General features: G+C 31.6%; 14 protein-coding genes. 4 read left to right on the top strand and 10 right to left on the bottom strand.

Annotated elements, in window-relative coordinates:
- Positions 1-49: 49 nt before the first annotated feature.
- The 5 genes from LGK97_RS00585 to LGK97_RS00605 form a co-directional block, all read right to left on the bottom strand.
- Positions 50-451, bottom strand: coding sequence for a hypothetical protein (locus LGK97_RS00585; RefSeq protein ID WP_226257791.1), 402 nt, complete (start codon positions 449-451; stop codon positions 50-52).
- Positions 452-538: 87 nt separating this feature from the next.
- Positions 539-1,981, bottom strand: coding sequence for a TrkH family potassium uptake protein (locus LGK97_RS00590; RefSeq protein ID WP_226257792.1), 1,443 nt, complete (start codon positions 1,979-1,981; stop codon positions 539-541).
- Positions 1,932-3,338, bottom strand: a complete 1,407-nt coding sequence (trkA, locus tag LGK97_RS00595; RefSeq protein WP_226257793.1) for a Trk system potassium transporter TrkA — start codon at positions 3,336-3,338, stop codon at positions 1,932-1,934. Before trkA ends, LGK97_RS00590 begins: the two co-directional genes overlap by 50 nt.
- A 326-nt stretch (positions 3,339-3,664) precedes the next feature.
- The gene (carB, locus tag LGK97_RS00600) at positions 3,665-6,871 is read right to left on the bottom strand and encodes a carbamoyl-phosphate synthase large subunit (protein ID WP_226257794.1); all 3,207 of its coding nucleotides are present in this window, start codon (positions 6,869-6,871) and stop codon (positions 3,665-3,667) included.
- 47 nt (positions 6,872-6,918) lie between these two features.
- A complete protein-coding gene (locus LGK97_RS00605) occupies positions 6,919-7,968 on the bottom strand; it encodes a carbamoyl phosphate synthase small subunit (protein WP_226257795.1) in 1,050 nt (349 codons plus the stop codon).
- A gap of 436 nt (positions 7,969-8,404) precedes the next feature.
- Here LGK97_RS00605 and LGK97_RS00610 point away from each other — a divergent pair, with 436 nt between their 5' ends.
- On the top strand, positions 8,405-9,298 hold the full coding sequence (locus tag LGK97_RS00610; RefSeq protein ID WP_226257796.1) for an FUSC family protein: 894 nt from the start codon (positions 8,405-8,407) through the stop codon (positions 9,296-9,298).
- Positions 9,299-9,325: 27 nt separating this feature from the next.
- On the opposite strand, the gene LGK97_RS00615 is transcribed toward LGK97_RS00610, so the two are convergent.
- Positions 9,326-10,183 carry a DegV family protein gene (locus LGK97_RS00615; protein ID WP_226257797.1) on the bottom strand — a complete coding sequence of 286 codons (858 nt, stop codon included), beginning with the start codon at positions 10,181-10,183 and terminating at the stop codon, positions 9,326-9,328.
- Between the two features lie 316 nt (positions 10,184-10,499).
- Here LGK97_RS00615 and LGK97_RS00620 point away from each other — a divergent pair, with 316 nt between their 5' ends.
- The gene (locus tag LGK97_RS00620) at positions 10,500-11,369 is read left to right on the top strand and encodes a hypothetical protein (RefSeq protein ID WP_226257798.1); all 870 of its coding nucleotides are present in this window, start codon (positions 10,500-10,502) and stop codon (positions 11,367-11,369) included.
- A gap of 186 nt (positions 11,370-11,555) precedes the next feature.
- Complete coding sequence (locus LGK97_RS00625) at positions 11,556-12,791, top strand: MDR family MFS transporter (RefSeq protein WP_226257799.1); 1,236 nt, start codon at positions 11,556-11,558, stop codon at positions 12,789-12,791.
- Between the two features lie 45 nt (positions 12,792-12,836).
- Here LGK97_RS00625 and yfcE read toward each other — a convergent pair whose 3' ends face one another.
- Positions 12,837-13,379 (bottom strand): phosphodiesterase, encoded by a 543-nt coding sequence (gene yfcE / locus LGK97_RS00630; protein WP_226257800.1) that lies wholly within the window; start codon positions 13,377-13,379, stop codon positions 12,837-12,839.
- A gap of 25 nt (positions 13,380-13,404) precedes the next feature.
- Positions 13,405-14,907, bottom strand: a complete 1,503-nt coding sequence (locus tag LGK97_RS00635; protein ID WP_226257801.1) for a LexA family protein — start codon at positions 14,905-14,907, stop codon at positions 13,405-13,407.
- A 237-nt stretch (positions 14,908-15,144) separates the two neighbouring features.
- Here LGK97_RS00635 and pdaA point away from each other — a divergent pair, with 237 nt between their 5' ends.
- Positions 15,145-15,921, top strand: a complete 777-nt coding sequence (pdaA, locus tag LGK97_RS00640; RefSeq protein ID WP_226257995.1) for a delta-lactam-biosynthetic de-N-acetylase — start codon at positions 15,145-15,147, stop codon at positions 15,919-15,921.
- Between the two features lie 59 nt (positions 15,922-15,980).
- On the opposite strand, the gene LGK97_RS00645 is transcribed toward pdaA, so the two are convergent.
- Complete coding sequence (locus tag LGK97_RS00645; RefSeq protein ID WP_226257802.1) at positions 15,981-16,979, bottom strand: DUF4003 family protein; 999 nt, start codon at positions 16,977-16,979, stop codon at positions 15,981-15,983.
- A gap of 17 nt (positions 16,980-16,996) precedes the next feature.
- Positions 16,997-18,358 carry an MATE family efflux transporter gene (locus tag LGK97_RS00650; protein WP_226257803.1) on the bottom strand — a complete coding sequence of 454 codons (1,362 nt, stop codon included), beginning with the start codon at positions 18,356-18,358 and terminating at the stop codon, positions 16,997-16,999.
- Between the last annotated feature and the right edge of the window lie 9 nt (positions 18,359-18,367).

The following is an 18,367-nucleotide window of genomic DNA, read 5'->3' on the forward strand; positions in this document are numbered from 1 at the left end:
CAATAATTTCCTACAAATAATCTTGCATTAAACTATTGTTTTAAAAGAATTATTTAATAACTCTGTGACTTGTCTTTAGTATACTTCCTCCCCCAGAGATTGTTGCATCATGAGTACTAATACTAGTTTCCATGCTAACAATCCAATTAAATGTAGCTACTCCTGTAATGTCTGTCCTTCGCCATTGAATTACAGGAATAGTTTTATTTAAAAGTTTATAAGAAGTCTCTATACTATACTTAGTATTGGGTATTCCTTGAATTGTTATAATACCTGTACCTCCACGTTTAACTGTGGTTATTGCATTTATGATCTTCAAGTTGTTATTTGTTGTTTCAAATTGATTTTTTGCAATAGTTACTGCTTGTGCAATAGGCTTTGCCTCTGCTACACCACCATATTCTATAATACTAAGCCCTAAAAACAAAAGGAATGCTTTGTTAATTTTCATAAAACCACCTCTTCTTGTACATTAATGTGCCCATATATATTAGAAAATATTACATAGCAATAACCTTTTGTTAAGTTCTGTGTGTTACTACTTTCTCCAAAAGCTTGGAAAAATAAGTAGCAGTATAGGATATATTTCAAGTCTACCAACAATCATACAAAACGAGAAAACCATCTTACTTAAATCAGTAAAACTTGAAAAGTTACCTCTTGGACCCACGATTCCAAGTCCTGGACCTACATTACCAATAGTAGTTGCAACTGACGTAATTGTTGTCACTAGGTCTTTTCCTTCTATTGATATTATAAGGATAGCTCCACAAAAAACCATCATGTACATAAAGAAAAATCCAAGCACTTCAGACAAGGTCTGATCATTAATAGTTTTTCCGTTTACTCTTACAGAATAAATTGCTTTTGGATGTATTATCTTTAATAAGTCTCTTTTTATAGCCTTAAATAATATAAGAAATCTAATATTTTTTATTCCTCCAGTAGTTGAACCTGCACAGCCACCAATAAACATTAGAAAGAACAATATAGTCTTACTAAATACTGGCCAAAGATTAAAGTCCGCTGTAGCATACCCTGTAGTTGTTATTACTGATACAACTTGAAAGGATGAATGTCTAATAGATTGTCCAATTCCAGAATACATCTTTCCATGTATATTTAGTCCTATTAATATTGTTGATAATATAACAATAAAACTATATAATTTAAGTTCCCCATCTTTAAACATTCCTTTTACATTACCTTTAAGAACTTGATAATGCAGAGCAAAGTTTGCTCCACATACAAACATAAAAACTGTTATGATTACGTCTATATATACATTGTTATATGCACCAACGCTCAAATTCATATTTGAAAATCCACCAGTACCTACTGTTCCAAATGTATGAATAAATGAATCAAACAATGGCATTCCAGCAATCTTCAAAAGAATAATCTCTAGCGCAGTTATAATTATGTAAATTCCATAAAGTATTTTTGCGGTTTGCTTGACTTTAGGCACCAACTTACCTGGATTTGGACCTGGGCTTTCAGCCTTCATTATTTGAACAGCTCCAGTACCAACTGATGGAAGTATTGCTATGGCTAAAATAAGTACCCCCATGCCTCCTATCCAATGAGTAAAGCTCCTCCAAAATAATATGGCTTGAGGTAATCCTTCTATCTGCTGTAAAATACTTGCGCCTGTAGTTGAAAACCCCGAGCATGACTCAAAAAAGCTATCAACTAGAGATGGAATTGCTCCACTAAAATAAAACGGAAGTGCTCCAAAAAAGGATATTAAAATCCAACCAACGGCTACAATAGCAAACCCATCTTTAACGTATATACCTTTATTTTTGGGTTTTATAAGACTTGAAGCTATACCAATTATTAAAAGTAATACAATTGTATAAATAAATGCCCATACATTCGCCTCACCATATATTAATGCTACTGCTACTGCTGGTAGCATAGCTAATGCTTCACATACTAGTAGTATCCCTAAATTTTTTAATACCATTGAGTAATTCACTTTGTAATCCTCCAGTCATTGTCGCTTCCAATTCTCTTAACTGTGATATATTTTTTTGCTTTGTTATTACAATTATTCTATCTCCACTTTTTATTACATCATTTCCGTTAGGAATAACTACTTCATTTTTTCTTACAATTGTAGCAATTATGGTGTCCTCTACTATTGCAATACCTTTTATTGGTTTATTCACAAACCCACTGTTTGCGTCTACTATAAATTCAAGTATTTCAACACTACCTTCAGCTATCTTAAGTAATGATTCAAGTGCCTTTCCTCTTGCATATTTAAGTATTTGATTTGTAGTTATTAACTTAGGAGTTATAATAGAATCTATCCCAAGTTCTCGTACAATATTTATGTAGTTTGTACGACTTATCTTTGTTACTATTTTTTTCACTCCCATTTTTTTTGCAATAAGCGATGACATCAAGTTTTGTTCATCTATACCTGTAATTGCAACAAATGCATCCATATTTCTTACATTTTCAGAAAGTAGTACCTGTTCTTCTGTTCCATCACTGTTTATTATAAGAGCACCTGGCAGCACATCTGAAAGTTCATAACATTTTTCTGTATTAATTTCTATGATTTTAACATTAATGTTCATGCTTTCTAAAAGCTTGCAAAGATAATAAGCAATTCTTCCTCCCCCCATTATCATTACATCTTTAATTTTTTCAGGATACTTTCCACATGTCTTGCAAAAACTATATATATTGGATGACTTTCCTATAACGTATATGATATCATCCTCTTTAATTATTTCTTCACCATTAGGAACGATAACCTCATCCCCCCTAATTATTATACCAATAATTACTGGGTAATCGGTATACTTATCCATATTGCTTACCCTTTTGCCAATAATATTAAGTCCTGCAGTTATCTTTAACTCAACCATCCTCACTCTTCCACTAGCAAAGCGTTCAACATTAATGGCGGATGAAAATCCCAAGGTTCTCGCTATTTCTTCCGCTGCCGCAAATTCTGGGTTAATTACAAAATCCAAACCCAATTGTTCCTTAATTAATGAAAGCTCATAGGAATACTCAGGATCTCTTACTCTTGCAACAGTTTGCCTAACCCCCAACTTCTTAGCAGTAAGACAACATACCATATTAACCTCATCACTACCGGTAACTGCAATAAGTAAATCTGTATTTTCTATACCAGCTTCTAGCAATACATTAGCACTTACTCCATTACCTTTTAAAGACATAACGTCAAGTTCATCTTCTATTTTTTCAATAGCAAAGATATTTTTATCTATAATTGTAACATCGTTGTCTTCTACCACAAGATTTTCTGCAAGTGTATATCCAACTTTACCTGCTCCAATAATTATTATTTTCATGTTTTCCTCCTAGGCCTTTTAAAGATATTATTGTAAGTATCTCCACTATAAATATTAAATCAGTGTCTTGCTATTATACAGCTATCTTGTGCATATTTTCAAGAGCCTTTTAAGATTCTCTATATTTTACATTATATCCCTATTTATTTTATAGAAATATCTTAAGAAAACAGCTTAATAAATTATCTCAAAAAAATAATTGTTTTTCTATATGAATTCAATAATACATACAGAAAAACAATAAATTATATTAAGATGTATATAGATTGCTCAGAATTTATTCCAGCAATCTATACTTTTAGTTATAGCATAATCTAAAAAAAATCTTACTCTACAATATTAAACACTTCTAAATTTTCGCTAATAGTATTTTTCTTCATAAGCTCCACAACTGCCTTGGCAGTGTCTAATGAAGTAATAACTAAAGTGTTATTTTCTATAGCAGCTCTTCTAATTCTAAAGCCATCTGTTTTCGAATCATTGCCCTTAGTTGGCGTATTTATTACTAAATCAACCTGTCTATTTTTTATTACATCAATAACGCTCGGAGCGCCCTCTGTAATTTTTTTAACCTCTAAGGCATCAATACCAATGTCTTTTAATAGTTTAGCCGTACCGCCAGTTGCTATAAATTTATAATTAAGTTCACTAAACACCTTGGCTATATTCAAAAACTCCTCTTTATCCTGTGGATTTATTGTTGTTAATATAACTCCTTTTTCTTTTTTAATCTTCATTCCTGATGCTACAAAGCCTTTATATAAAGCCTCCTCAAAGTTTCTTCCAATTCCTAGAACTTCTCCTGTGGATCTCATTTCTGGTCCCAGACACACCTCAACTTCTGGAAGCTTTTGAGTTGAGAATACCGGAACCTTAACTGATACCAATTTTGGCTCCTTGTAAACTCCACTACCATAACCTAAATTCTTTAATTTTTCTCCCATCATTACCCTTGTTGCCAGTTCTACGATTGGAACTTTACTAACCTTACTAATGTATGGAACTGTACGACTAGCCCTTGGATTAACCTCTATTATATATAATTCATCTTTAAATTCTATAAACTGAATATTTATCATACCCATTACTTTTAATCCTAATGCTATTTTTTTAGTATATTCTAGTATTTTTTCTTTTATAGCATTTGATATATTTTGACTTGGATATATTGTAATACTATCTCCTGAGTGAACTCCTGCTCTTTCTAAATGCTCCATAATACCAGGTATTAATACTTCCTCACCATCACAAATAGCATCAACTTCTATTTCTCTGCCTAACAAATATCTATCTATTAAAACAGGATTTTTCTTATCCTTCTCAAAGGCATTATTTAAATAGTATTTAAGTTCTACCTTTGAATAAGTTATTTCCATCCCCTGTCCACCTAATACATAAGAAGGTCTAACTAACACTGGATAGCCAATATTTTCAGCCTCTTCTAACCCTTCTTTTAAATTCCAAACTGATCTTCCTTTTGGTCTATTTATATTTAATTTCTCTAAAAGCGTATCAAATTTCTCTCTATCCTCTGCTTCATCTATTTGCTCAGGCTTAGTTCCATATATAGATATATTTTTCTCTCTTAGGAACTTAGCAAGCTTTATAGCAGTTTGCCCTCCAAATTGAAGTATAACTCCATCTGGTTTTTCTTTTTCAATAATATTTAATACTTCTTCTTCTGTTAAAGGTTCAAAATATAGCTTATCCGAAATATTAAAATCTGTGCTTACAGTCTCTGGGTTATTGTTTATTATTATAGTTTCAATTCCAAGCTTTCTAAGGGCAATTACACTATGGACAGATGCGTAATCAAATTCAATACCCTGACCTATCCTTATAGGACCTGAACCTATTACTATAACCTTCTTTCTATCACTTACTAAAACTTCATCATATTCATCATAAGTGGAGTAATAATATGGCGATAAAGCTTCAAATTCACCTCCACAAGTATCCACCATCTTATAAACAGGTTTGACTTTCCATATGTTCCTTAGTTCGCAAATGGCATTTGGGTTAACCTGCAATAGATCTGAAATTCCCTTATCTGAAAATCCTTTTTTCTTTAATAATTGTAGCCAATCTTTATTCATGTCTCCAAGAGAAGATCTTTTTATCTTTTCCTCTTCACCTACTATCCACTTAATTTTATTTACAAAGAATTTATCCATACCTGTAATTTCTGAAACCTTTTCCACCATATAATCACGTCTGAGCATTTCAGCTAAATAAAATATCCTCTCATCATCAGGAGCCATTACGCTCTCCTTTAACTCTTGCATACTTTTTTCTGCTAAAGAATCGCACTGCAATGAATATCTTCCAATTTCTAAAGAACGAATTCCTTTTAATAGAGCTGCTTCAAAGTTGCTTCCTATTGCCATTACTTCACCTGTAGCCATCATCTTTGTTCCTAGAACTCTATTTGCTCCCTGAAATTTATCAAAAGGCCACTTGGGAATTTTAACTACCACATAATCTAAGGAAGGTTCAAAACAAGCATAAGTTTTCTGCGTTACTGCATTTTTTATCTCATCTAATCCATATCCCAGCGCTATTTTCGCCGCTACTTTTGCAATAGGATATCCTGTAGCCTTTGAAGCTAGTGCCGATGATCTACTTACTCTTGGATTAATTTCTATAACTGCATATTCAAAACTTTTAGGATGGAGGGCAAGTTGAACATTACAACCACCCTCTATCCCTACATTGTTTATAATATCAATTGACGCACTTCTAAGCATTTGATATTCTTTATCAGAAAGAGTTTGGCTGGGTGCTACTACAATGCTATCTCCAGTATGTATCCCTACTGGATCTATATTTTCCATATTACATATGGTAATACAATTCCCATAGCTATCCCTCATAACTTCATACTCTATCTCTTTCCAACCTTTAATACTCTTCTCTAAAAGAACCTGTCCGATAGAACTTAATTGTAATCCTGATTCTAAAATTTCAACTAGTTCTTCCTTCGTTTCAGCAATCCCACCTCCACTTCCACCCATAGTATAGGCTGGTCTTACCACTACCGGATAGCCTTTTTCACTTGCAAAGGTTAATCCTCCTTCTATATCCGTAACAATTTCACTTTCTACAACTGGTTGATTAATCTTCATCATGAGACTTCTAAAAATCTCTCTATCCTCACCTTTTTTTATTGCTTCTATAGAAGTTCCTATCACTCTAACATTGTATTTATCTAAAATACCACTATCTGATAGTTCAACAGCTAAATTTAACCCTGTTTGCCCTCCCATACCCGCAAGTAAACTATCTGGCCTTTCCTTTTTAATAATCTTTTCTAAAAATTCTATAGTCAAAGGCTCAATATAAACAATGTCCGCAACCTCTTTATCTGTCATTATTGTTGCTGGATTACTATTTACAAGTACAACTTCTACTCCCTCTTCTTTTAATGCTTGGCAAGCTTGTGTTCCAGAATAATCGAATTCTGCTGCCTGGCCTATTATTATTGGTCCCGACCCAACTACTAGTACTTTTTTAATGCTTTTATCCAATGACATATGAACCCTCCTCTATATTATCCTTTGTTAAATTGCTATATTCGACACTACAATACCAGTGAAAGGAATTCATCAAAGATCCCATTTATATCCTTGGGTCCTGGGCAAGCCTCTGGATGAAATTGCACGCTAAATATAGGTAACTTTTTATGTCTCATACCTTCTATGGTTCCATCATTTACACTTATGTGAGTTACCTCCATGTCCTTTGGCAGTGCACTAACATAATATCCGTGGTTTTGTGATGTTATATATACCTTATTCTTTTCTATATCTTTAACTGGGTGATTACAACCCCTATGACCAAATTTAAGTTTTTCTGTTTTTCCTCCAAGGGCTAGTGCTAAAAGTTGATGCCCAAGGCAAATTCCCACTATAGGCTTTTTTTCTACAAGCTCATCTAATGTCTTAATTACCTCTTGCAAATCCTCTGGGTCCCCAGGTCCATTTGATAAAAATATCAAATCTGGATTAACTTTTAATATTTCTTCTGATTTTGCACTAGCAGGAAATATTGTTAGCTTACAATTTCTTTCCTTAAACGAACGCAGTATATTTTCTTTTATCCCAAAATCCATAACAGCTACATGTATTCCTTCACCTTCAACGGTGTAGGGTTCCTCTGTTGTAACCCTCATCACTGCATCACTATTATTAAAATTTTTAAACTTTTGCTTTATTTGACTTTCTGATAATTCCTTTGTAGCAATAATCCCTTTCATCGTGCCATTATTTCTAAGTATTTTTGTTAATGCTCGTGTATCAATACCTTCAATCCCTATTATTTTATTTTGCTTAAAATATCCTTCAAGTTCCATTTCACATCTAAAGTTATTTGGGTTATCACATTTTTCTCTAACAATGAATCCCTTTACCTTAGGAGACCTCGACTCTACATCCTCTAAATTAATCCCGTAATTTCCAATCAGTGGATATGTCATGGTCACTATTTGCCCATAATAGGATGGATCAGTTAAAATTTCTTGATATCCCGTCATACCAGTGTTAAAAACTACTTCACCCACACTTTCCTCCAAATAACCAAATATATTACCTTCAAATATTATTCCATTTTCTAAAATCAACTTACCTCTCATATAAAATCCTCCTTAGTAAAACTAGAAATACTTTTTTTAAAAAAAACAAAGGATAACCAAGAGATCATTTAAAATAATCTCTTAGTTATCCTTCTTAATATATTAATCATATTTATTAACGAAATAGAAAATACACCTACAGTTTTATTTTTAAAATTAACAACTGTATTATATTTAATAGAGCTAGACTTAAAATTTGCAAAACAAAAAACACATGACATAATCATCGATACTCCTTCCTAGCCTCACAGAGCTAAATTAAAAGTGTACTTTTTCTTAATTTCTATTTATTTTAATTTAGATTTTATATCTTGTCAATGTATAAATATAACTTTCAGTTGCAAATTAATTTATATTTGATAACATATTACTTATATCTAGTATTTATAATTAATCATAATATGTTTATCACAGACAATAATTAGGAGGCATTAATATGCAAAAGATAGGTATGCGAAATATAAAAACTGCAATTTCAGTTTTTTTATGTATGCTCATATTAAAACTTTTTAAAAACACATCTCCCTTTTATGCATGCATAGCCGCTGTAATAACAATGCAGGGTACAGTCCATGGTTCATTTACTGCTGGCAAGAACAGGTTGATTGGAACTATAATAGGTGCAACCTTTGGATTGATTTTTGCACTTATAAGTCCAGTCAATATACTTCTTACCAGCATAGGTATAATATTCATAATTTATTTCTTGAGTTTTGCAGATAAAAAAGACTCTATTAGTATTGCCTGTGTAGTATTTTTAGCAATAATGATTAATGTTAACCAAGGCAATGCTCTAATTTATAGTTTTAAAAGGGTTGTAGAAACCTTTATAGGAATTACAGTAGCTGTTTTCGTAAATTATCTTATATTCCCACCTAAATATTTAGATAAGTTGCAACAGCATAGTAAGACCTTAACTTACAATATTTTTGTAATATCCAAGGAGATGTTTAACTTTAATACTGATATTAATATTTCAATAATAACCAAACAAATAACTAAATTACAAAAGTCACTTGATTCATACTCCAGTGAGATTCGCGGTGGTGTCACTAAAGATCAACATATGCTTAAAATTAATAAACTTATAGAAACCTCGAAAATTGCCTGTTGCCATTTGATTATATTAAATTCCCTAATACTATCTTCCACTGACTCTAATTGCCATTTAAATAAAAACAATTGTATTAGAATAAATGAATTACTTACTGAAAATATAATTTTTTGCGATAATATAAGCAATAATCCAAATATAGTTTTTAACTTTCATGTTGAAAGTTTACTTGAACTATTAACCACCCTTCAAAAGGAAAATCCTCCTCTTATATAAGTGGAGGATTTTCCTTTTGAAGTTATTCTATAAATCAGTCTGTGTATAATAAGCTATGCCCAACGCGCCAGGACCTACATGAGTTCCTATTACTGGTCCAATTGGCCCTATTTCCACCTTTTTTCCTATGATTTCTTCAACTGAGCTTGCAAAAGCCAGTGCACCGTCTACGTCATTTATGTGATGTATCATTACCTCCCCCAATCCATGTTTTGTTATATCTTCAACGAACTTATCAATCATAGTTTGGACTGCACGTTTTTTAGTCCTAACTTTATTAAACATCTCCGTTTTGCCATGTGAAACAGTAAGAATTGGTTTTATCTGAAATATAGTCCCTAACAGTGCGCTTGCACCACCTATTCTACCACCTTTTTTTAGATACTCTAATGTATCAGGTATAAACAAAAATTTACTTCTTCTTATATTATCTTTTACTACACTAACTACTTCGTCAATTGATTTTCCTTGATCGGCTGCAATAGCAGCTGTTAATACCGCAAATCCAAGTTGCATACAATTAGATCTAGAATCTATAATCTCAATCAATGCCTTCGGATAATTTTCAAGAATCATACTTTTTGCAAGACATGCATTTGAATAAGTTCCACTCATATCTGAAGATAGAAAAATACCAACGACTTCATTATTCTCTTTTACATGCATTTCTAAGATATTATACATTTCATCTAAAGATGGTTGTGACGATGTAGGAATACTTAAACTCTTATCTAATTTCTCATAAAAACTTTCATTATCAATATGTATTTCCTTAAATTCCTCGCTATCAAAAATAACACTTAATGAAGCTATTGAAATATCATATTTTTTCTTAAGCTCATCACTTATGTATGAGGTACTATCAGTTACTATTTTTATAGACATTTTCCATCCCTCACTTATTATTTGTTAAATATATTATACTACAGTCTTATGTTAAATAATACTCTAGTGCGCTTGCTCAACTTTATTACATCTTTAATAAACTAACTGTAATATATTTCATAAAGTATTAAATTACTTAAAACTTCTACAAATAGTACTCAAAAACATCTTACTATGTTATAATTATGTTGTAAAAAGGTATGTTATGTATAGTTTAGAGCACTATTTTATTAGGATCAATATAAAATCAAAGGGAGGTGCCGCTAAAATATAGGTTAAATATCACTATACTACCTATATTTATATGCAAGGAAGTATGGATAAACATAAACTAGAAAATAATGAAAATACGGATAACATTGAAAAAGACGATAATGCTGAAAATAATAAGATTATAAATAAATTATATTCAAATGTAAACATTCCTAAAAAACAAAACCCAACACCTGAGTATGTTGGAGTAACTAAATTTAAAGATATTGAGGAAAGTGAAAAGTACATAAAAGAAATGCATGATCTAGCAGACAAAAATGAGTTTAAAAACACTCTAGTTGTTACAGGACTAGCTATATTTGTAATAGTTATAGTTGCTTTTTCTATAATAATGAATACCTCTTTTGCAAAAAACATAACGGATACAGCTAAAAATGATGTGGTTACAAAAACTCCTAATGATACTACCTCCACTGAAGGTAATGTTAATACTCCTTCTGAAACTTCACCTGATGTTTTAAGTCAAACCCCAAGTAAGCTTTATGAATATTTAAACATAGAAGAAAATAGAGTATCTGTCTTAAAAAAAGCAGTTGAGTTAAATGGCGGGAGTCAAAAGGGTATTACTGTATATCTCTTATCGGAAATTTTAAGAGCTAACACCTATGATATTCCTGAGAAAACATCTTCAGTTAAAGAATTATTAACTGAATTAACTTCTATGGGGTTTAAAAAGAATACAGATTTCACTCAATTGGAAAAAGGTGATATATGTTTTACAATCGACATGCCAGATAGCCCCGGCACTCCTTCTCACGCATATATATTTATGGGTTGGGTTGAAGATGACAAGACTGATTATGCCAACATTTGTGATGGCCAAGTTGAGGAATTTGGAAATATACTACACAAACGGAATCTATCTATTGAAACAGCACAAAAGGATAAATTTAGTTTTTTCCTCGAAAAATAGATTTTTAATTGAAAAATATTTAAATATTAAATAAATTAACTATAGATAGCCAATTGGCTATCTTTTTTTATCTTTTACTAATTTGTTATTAAAACTGGAAATTCTTAATAATATTTAGTAAACTATAAATAGCTTTATTTTTAAACTTGCATTGACTTATAAACGGAGCACAATGAGGAGGAATTTATGAAAAATACAAATATTTTTAAAACTTATTCTGGACTTCCTAAAAGCATTTATGTTATATTTTTCGCTAGAATCATTAACAGTATGGGTAGTTTCGTACATCCCTTTTTAACACTGTTTCTTACTAAAAACTTAGGTCTTGGAATTGAGACTGTGGGTTTATTTTTAATGATGGCAGCCTTCTCTTCTGTGCCCGGTTCATTAATCGGTGGTAAGCTAGCAGACCATGTTGGTAGGAAAAAAATTATTATTATCTTTCAAGGTTTAGCTGCACTATGCCTTATTCCTTGTGCTTTCCTTGGTAAATCTATAATAATACCCTATCTTCTTATCCTCTCGTCCTTCTTTGGGGGAGCTGCGCAACCGCCAAATAGCGCCATGCTGGCAGACTTAACTAACAGCAAAAATAGAAAGGCTGCATACTCACTTTTATATTTAGGTATTAATGTTGGTTTTTCTCTTGGACCACTTATTGCTGGCTTTTTATACAATAATCACTTGAGAGTCTTATTTTTAGGAGATGCTGCTACAACTATATTGTCACTAGTACTAGTTGCAGTATTTGTAGAGGAGACCCTTCCTAACAAAGATAATCAAGATCATAATCTTAATGCTGACCACAACGAAAATGAAAACGCAGTAAAAGGTGGCCTGATAAGCGTGCTCTTAAAAAGGCCGTATCTTATAGCCTTTGCAACAGTTTCAACTATTTATTCATTTATGTATTCTCAATTTGGATTTATTACACCAATGCAAATGGACAAACTTTTTAGCCCCAATGGTCCTAAACTTTATGGAACTATAATGTCTATTAATGGGCTGGTAGTAATTACTATGACCACAATTATAACTACTATAACAAGAAAACTCAGACCTATATTTAATATTACTTTAGCTGGTTTATTCTTCTCATTTGGTTTTGGAATGTTATTCTTTGCAAAAACATTAACATTTTTTATTTTTTCTACAATAGTATGGACAATTGGTGAAATACTTAATGCCACTAATTCAGGAGTATATATCGCTGATCATACACCAAAGTCTCATAGAGGTAGATTTAATGCAGTTATACCACTAATTACTGGTACAGGCTTTGCAGTTGGTCCCTTTATGATGGGTTTCTTTATTAGAGATAGAGCAGTACACTCAGCATGGCTTGTTGTATTTGCCTTTGGCATCATAGCTTCTATTTGCATGCACTTATTGTATTTAAATGAAAAAAGAAAAGAAGCTTAAAAAATTAATCCTCCATGATATCCTGGAGGATTAATTTTTATAATTTTACATTCTTATTTCCTTTATAACATTGCCTTCTAAATCTTTTATTTGAAATAAATCCTCTTCAAGTATTCCATAAGAATTAGGGTTATTTTCTTTTGGCAATGATATAGATCCTGGGTTTAATATAAATATATTATTATACTTTTTAGCTACTGGAATATGAGTGTGCCCCATTATCAAAACATCATTTTCACTTAAATTTGGCAAATTGCTCTCATTATATATGTGTCCATGTGTCAAAAATAATCTTCTATCATTGTGTAATATTATAGAGTAATCAGCCATTATAGGATAATCTATAAGCATTTGGTCTACCTCACTATCGCAGTTCCCTCTAATGGCTATTATTTTGTCTTTATGTTGATTTAATAAGTTAGCCACTAACTGTGGATTGTAGCCCTCTGGTAATGGATTTCTTGGCCCATGGTATAATTCATCGCCTAAAATAACAATATAATTAGCATTTTCTTCTTTATAGAGCTGTATTGCCTTTTCTAAATAATATAAAGAACCATGGATGTCAGACATAAAAAATATCTTCATGTTAGTGTCACTCCTTTCACAATCATTAATTCCTATGTTTTATAATACCTACAGCGGTGCCTATTATATACGTGTCCTCACTATCTATTACAATTGGCTGGTAATTTTCATTTTCTGGCATGAGTAATATCTTGTCTTTTTTTATTGAAAGCCTCTTTAAAGTAGCATTTCCACCGATATCAACTGCTACAATATCATTGTTATTTGCAGCATGTTCCTGCTTTATTACAACATAATCCCCATGATGAATATTCGCACCAATCATACTATCGCCCTTAACTTTTAAAATAAAGGAGTTTTTTACTCCCTTTAACCAATATTTTGGAATATAAAAGTTACCTTCTATTTCTGAATTAATAAGTATTGGTTCCCCTGCTGCTATATCACTGTACACTGGTATTATAAGTAGCTCTTCATCAATATACTCATAATCGCCTTTTTCATCGTTTACTAAAATATCTGATATCCTACTATAATCTCTCATAAAATCATATGCTCTGTTATGCCTTATATCACAGTACTGAAAATTTTCAAAGGAATCAATGTTCAACTTATTACTTGTTATAGCCTTATTACTTTTCACTATCTTTTCTTCGGCATTATAATTACTTTTGAATGAAAAAGTTTTCACTTTTTCACCTAGAGGTTTAGTATTAACTCTTTTTCCTTTTACCATCCATGAATTACTATTGTGGGGCTTATTAGAATCCACAAGAAACATCATGCTAGAATAAGATTTTTCATTAAACAATGTACTAATAAAATCTAGCTGCACCTTTGTTAAATCATTACTTTTATCAATTATAATATGAGAATACTTGTCCCCTTTATCCACTCCTGCCATTTGCAGGGCAAATATATTGATATCTTCATTGTCCACAAAATTCTTAGCTCTAAGTTTTTCATTATACATAACCATAAGCTGAAATATTGCTTTTCTTGCATTAGAGTCTTTAAGAATCCTTTGCGGTCCTTTACCTTTTTCGCACTTTCTACCTGTTCTATTTGCCTGTAGGTATAAATCCATTTTTAAATAATTACAACTTTTTATCCACTTTATTTCTTCAATAAAAAACTCCAAGTAATCACTATGTAATATTCTTAGCTTTGGATAAGCAGCTTTAATCTCTAATATACAAGCTTTCATAATACTATTTTTTTTATCATCATCTATAAGTAATTCATACTTTAATTTGTATTTGCTTTCATATTCTAAAAAATACCTATGCAATATACTTTCTAATGCAACTACGTGAAACTTACTTTCTTTAGTAGAAAATAGGCTTAAATAATCTAACTTAGTTTCATCCTCTGCCACTTTATGTATGTTTTTAATGTAATCTACATCTTCATCTTGCGAAGTTAACATTAATATTTTATCTTCCTCATATAAACAATAGTGATTTTTTAAATAAAGACTTCTATAAATTGCTGCCGTTGTTTTACCTGACCCTAAAATACCTGTAATTACGCTATATCTTGAGGGTTTGCTATGAACCATTTTTTGTTGCTTCAAAGTTAATTCCATTTCGTCACCTCCAGTGTGTACATACTAATAGTATACCTTAATATGTATTACAAAGTAAGATTTTTATTATATCTAGCACAATAAAAATTACCAAGAGCATAATATTTGATTCTTGAATATATTCACCCTTCTACTGAGCATAATAAGTTGTAGATTAATCATATCAACTTATATAAATAAAGTAAATTAGAGGTGGTCAATGTGAAAAGAAAGATATTGAATGTCATTATTTCTTCAATGCTATGCATTAGTTGCCTTTCAAATGTTGTTTATAGCAAAGAAGTGACAACTACTGAATCTCCCAGTGGAGTTAGTACTAAGGAATATAATTGGTATTTTCAGCCTCGCAATGACAATACTCCACCTGAGGGGGCAAAAGAAACTCAGGAACTTGTATCAAAATATCAGTGCTATTATTTAGGAGATACAACAAAAAAAGTGTTATACCTCACCTTTGATGAAGGCTATGAAGCTGGATATACTGCACCAATATTAGATGTTCTTAGAAAGCATAATGTAAAAGCAGCATTTTTCGTTGTAAAGCCCTATATCACTTCAAATCCTGAATTAATTAAAAGAATGGTAGACGAAGGTCACCTAGTATGTAACCATAGTGCTAGGCACCCTTCAATGGCTTCAATAACAGATGAAACAAGTTTTAACAAAGAATTATCTGATGTAGAAGAAGCCTTTGAAAGTATTACGGGAAAGAAAATTGCTAAATATTTCAGGCCTCCAATGGGAAAATACAGTGAGTTATCCCTACAATATACTCAAAAGTATGGATACAAGACTATATTCTGGAGTTTCGCTTATATGGATTGGATACTTAATAAGCAGCCATCTCATCAATCTGCAAAAAAACGCATTTTACAAAGAACCCACAATGGTGGCATTATGTTACTACATGCAGTATCAAAAACTAATGCGGAAATATTAGATGACATAATAACCCAGTGGAAAGCAGAAGGATATGAGCTAAAAACACTAGATGAATTACCATCTAAAAATTAAAACAATCCTAGCTACTCGTAGCTAGGATTGTTTTATATAATCTAAATGCATTGAATCTGTTAAGATGAACCAGAGGCTCCCGCTGACGCGGATACTGAAGATGCTGCTGCTATTACAGCTACAGTTTGTGCTGCAATTAAAGCTTCTATAGAAATTCCAATAACAGTTTGCATAAGCTCTTTTTGGTTTTTCATGTTATTAATATACAGATCACTAACCAACGCAGCTGCAGTAAATAAATGTGTTTCTTTAGTTAACCATTTATACTTTTTAGTAGACTTGAGTACCTTTACAATTTCAATCACTTGTTCCACAGCGGCATTTCCTTCCTCTCCAAGTAAGGACAAAAAACCAACTATGGCATAGCCTCCAGAATACACTTTCATTTTGTTTTCTTTTAACTTATCAAATATTTCTTTACATCTTAAAACCTTAACCTTGCTATCCTCTTTGCGAAATCCTAATATATGAGATAAAAATTGAAGTCCATTGCTTTTCGAAAAACCAATTTCATTTAGCAACGTGTAACACTCTTCCATATTATCTATAATATTATTAACAGGCATATCAGACTCTGCTAAAAGTATAGAAAGTGGATAATCATCTCCACTAGTTAACCATGGGTGGTTTTTTTTCATTTCTTTATATATTTCTATTGCTTTAGTAATTCTATTATCTGCCCATTCTTCTGTACATGTAGACAAAAGAGCATAATTAGCCATTGGTAGATACATACTGTTTTTAAAGCCTGCCGTTTTGAGCTTTTCATCATATTGGAGCATTTTATTAAATTCCTGCTGAGGATTATCATACTTACATGAAAGCAATGATGATAAGATTATCATTGAAGTACCTCTATAATAAGAAAACATTCCCGTAGTCTTCTTCATATGCTTTCTGACATTTTCAATTTTTTCTTTATCAAAATCTTTATTGTTTAACGTATAAGTCAGTGCAGTAAAGTGGTTAGTTAGGGATTGTTCCCACTTATATTGACTAGATACTTCCTGAAATAAATTTATTAGTTTATCTAACTTTTCTTTTACTAATATCTCCATAAAAACAACTCCCTCATTTAAATACTAGAAATTACATTTTTCATCCATTTCTTTGAAACAATTCGTGGTACACCAATTGCCATTTTTACTACTTCCTCCAATGAAACTATTGCAACTACATAATAAATTGGTAACTTCCATACAATTGCACCTAGAAACGCTAATGGAACTCCCACTAGCCACACAGCTCCTACTTCTAAAAACAGCGCAAATTTTGTATCTCCACCACTCCTTAAGATTCCTACAATCATTGTGGTGTTAAAAACCTTTATGGCCATATAAATTGACATTACTATTAATATTCCTCTTGTATCTTTATAAGCATTCATTGGCAATTTAAAAATAGATAGTATTAGTGGTGATGCTAAAAATAATCCCATTCCCATAATAATGCCTGCTACTGGTCCAATTATGCAAAATCTTTTTGCATAAGTAATACCTAGTTTTTCTTCCTTTGCTCCAATTTTATTCCCTATCATAATAGCTGTTGCATTAGCTAATCCCATAGAGACTACTAAGAAAATGCCTTGTATTGTATTTGCAATTTGTGCGGATGCAAGTTCGTTTTTCCCAATACTCGCGTAAGCTACGGAATACATAACCATTCCTAATGCCCAAAATCCTTCATTCAAGATTACAGGTGTAGCAGTTTTAAAATATCTTTTAATAAAATTTGCAGATAGATCTGTTAACTCAGATATTTTTGCTGCAAGTACTCCTTTTTCATTATAAATTATCCCTAAAATTAAAATAATCTCTATAACTCTAGCAATTAATGTGGCTATTGCAGCACCTTTTACTCCCATTTGCGGGAATCCAAAATTACCAAAAATTAATAAATAGTTTAAAAGTGTATTACTTAATAAAGCAACAATACTAACATACATAGGAATTCTTGCTTTTCCAATACTCCTACAAGCAAAAGCATATCCAAAACTTATAGTATTAAGTATATAGCTTAAGCAGACAATTCTTAAATAATCGCTTCCTAGCTTTATTACATCTGGATTCTTTAGAAATAATCTTAATATCCTTTCTGGAATAAAAAATCCACCAATTGTAAATATCAATGCCACAGAGATACCTGTAATTAGGGCAAGTCCAAGCATTCTCCTAATATTTAATACATCCTTCTGACCCCAAAATTGTGCAATAAAAATTCCAGCTCCACTATTTATACCAAACAATATTAACGCAAAAAAGAAAAAGTATTGATTTGCTAGTCCTACTGCTGCAATCTCTGTAACACCAAGTTTTCCAATCATCATAGTATCTACCATATTTAACGAATTAGAAATTAAATTTTGCAGGGCTATAGGTAGTGCAATAGTTAATATACTTTTATAAAACCTTTTCTCTTCCGTAAGTGTATTTATCATGTTTATTCC

Source organism: Clostridium sp. CS001 (assembly GCF_020443565.1).
Lineage (GTDB): Bacteria > Bacillota > Clostridia > Clostridiales > Clostridiaceae > Clostridium_AD.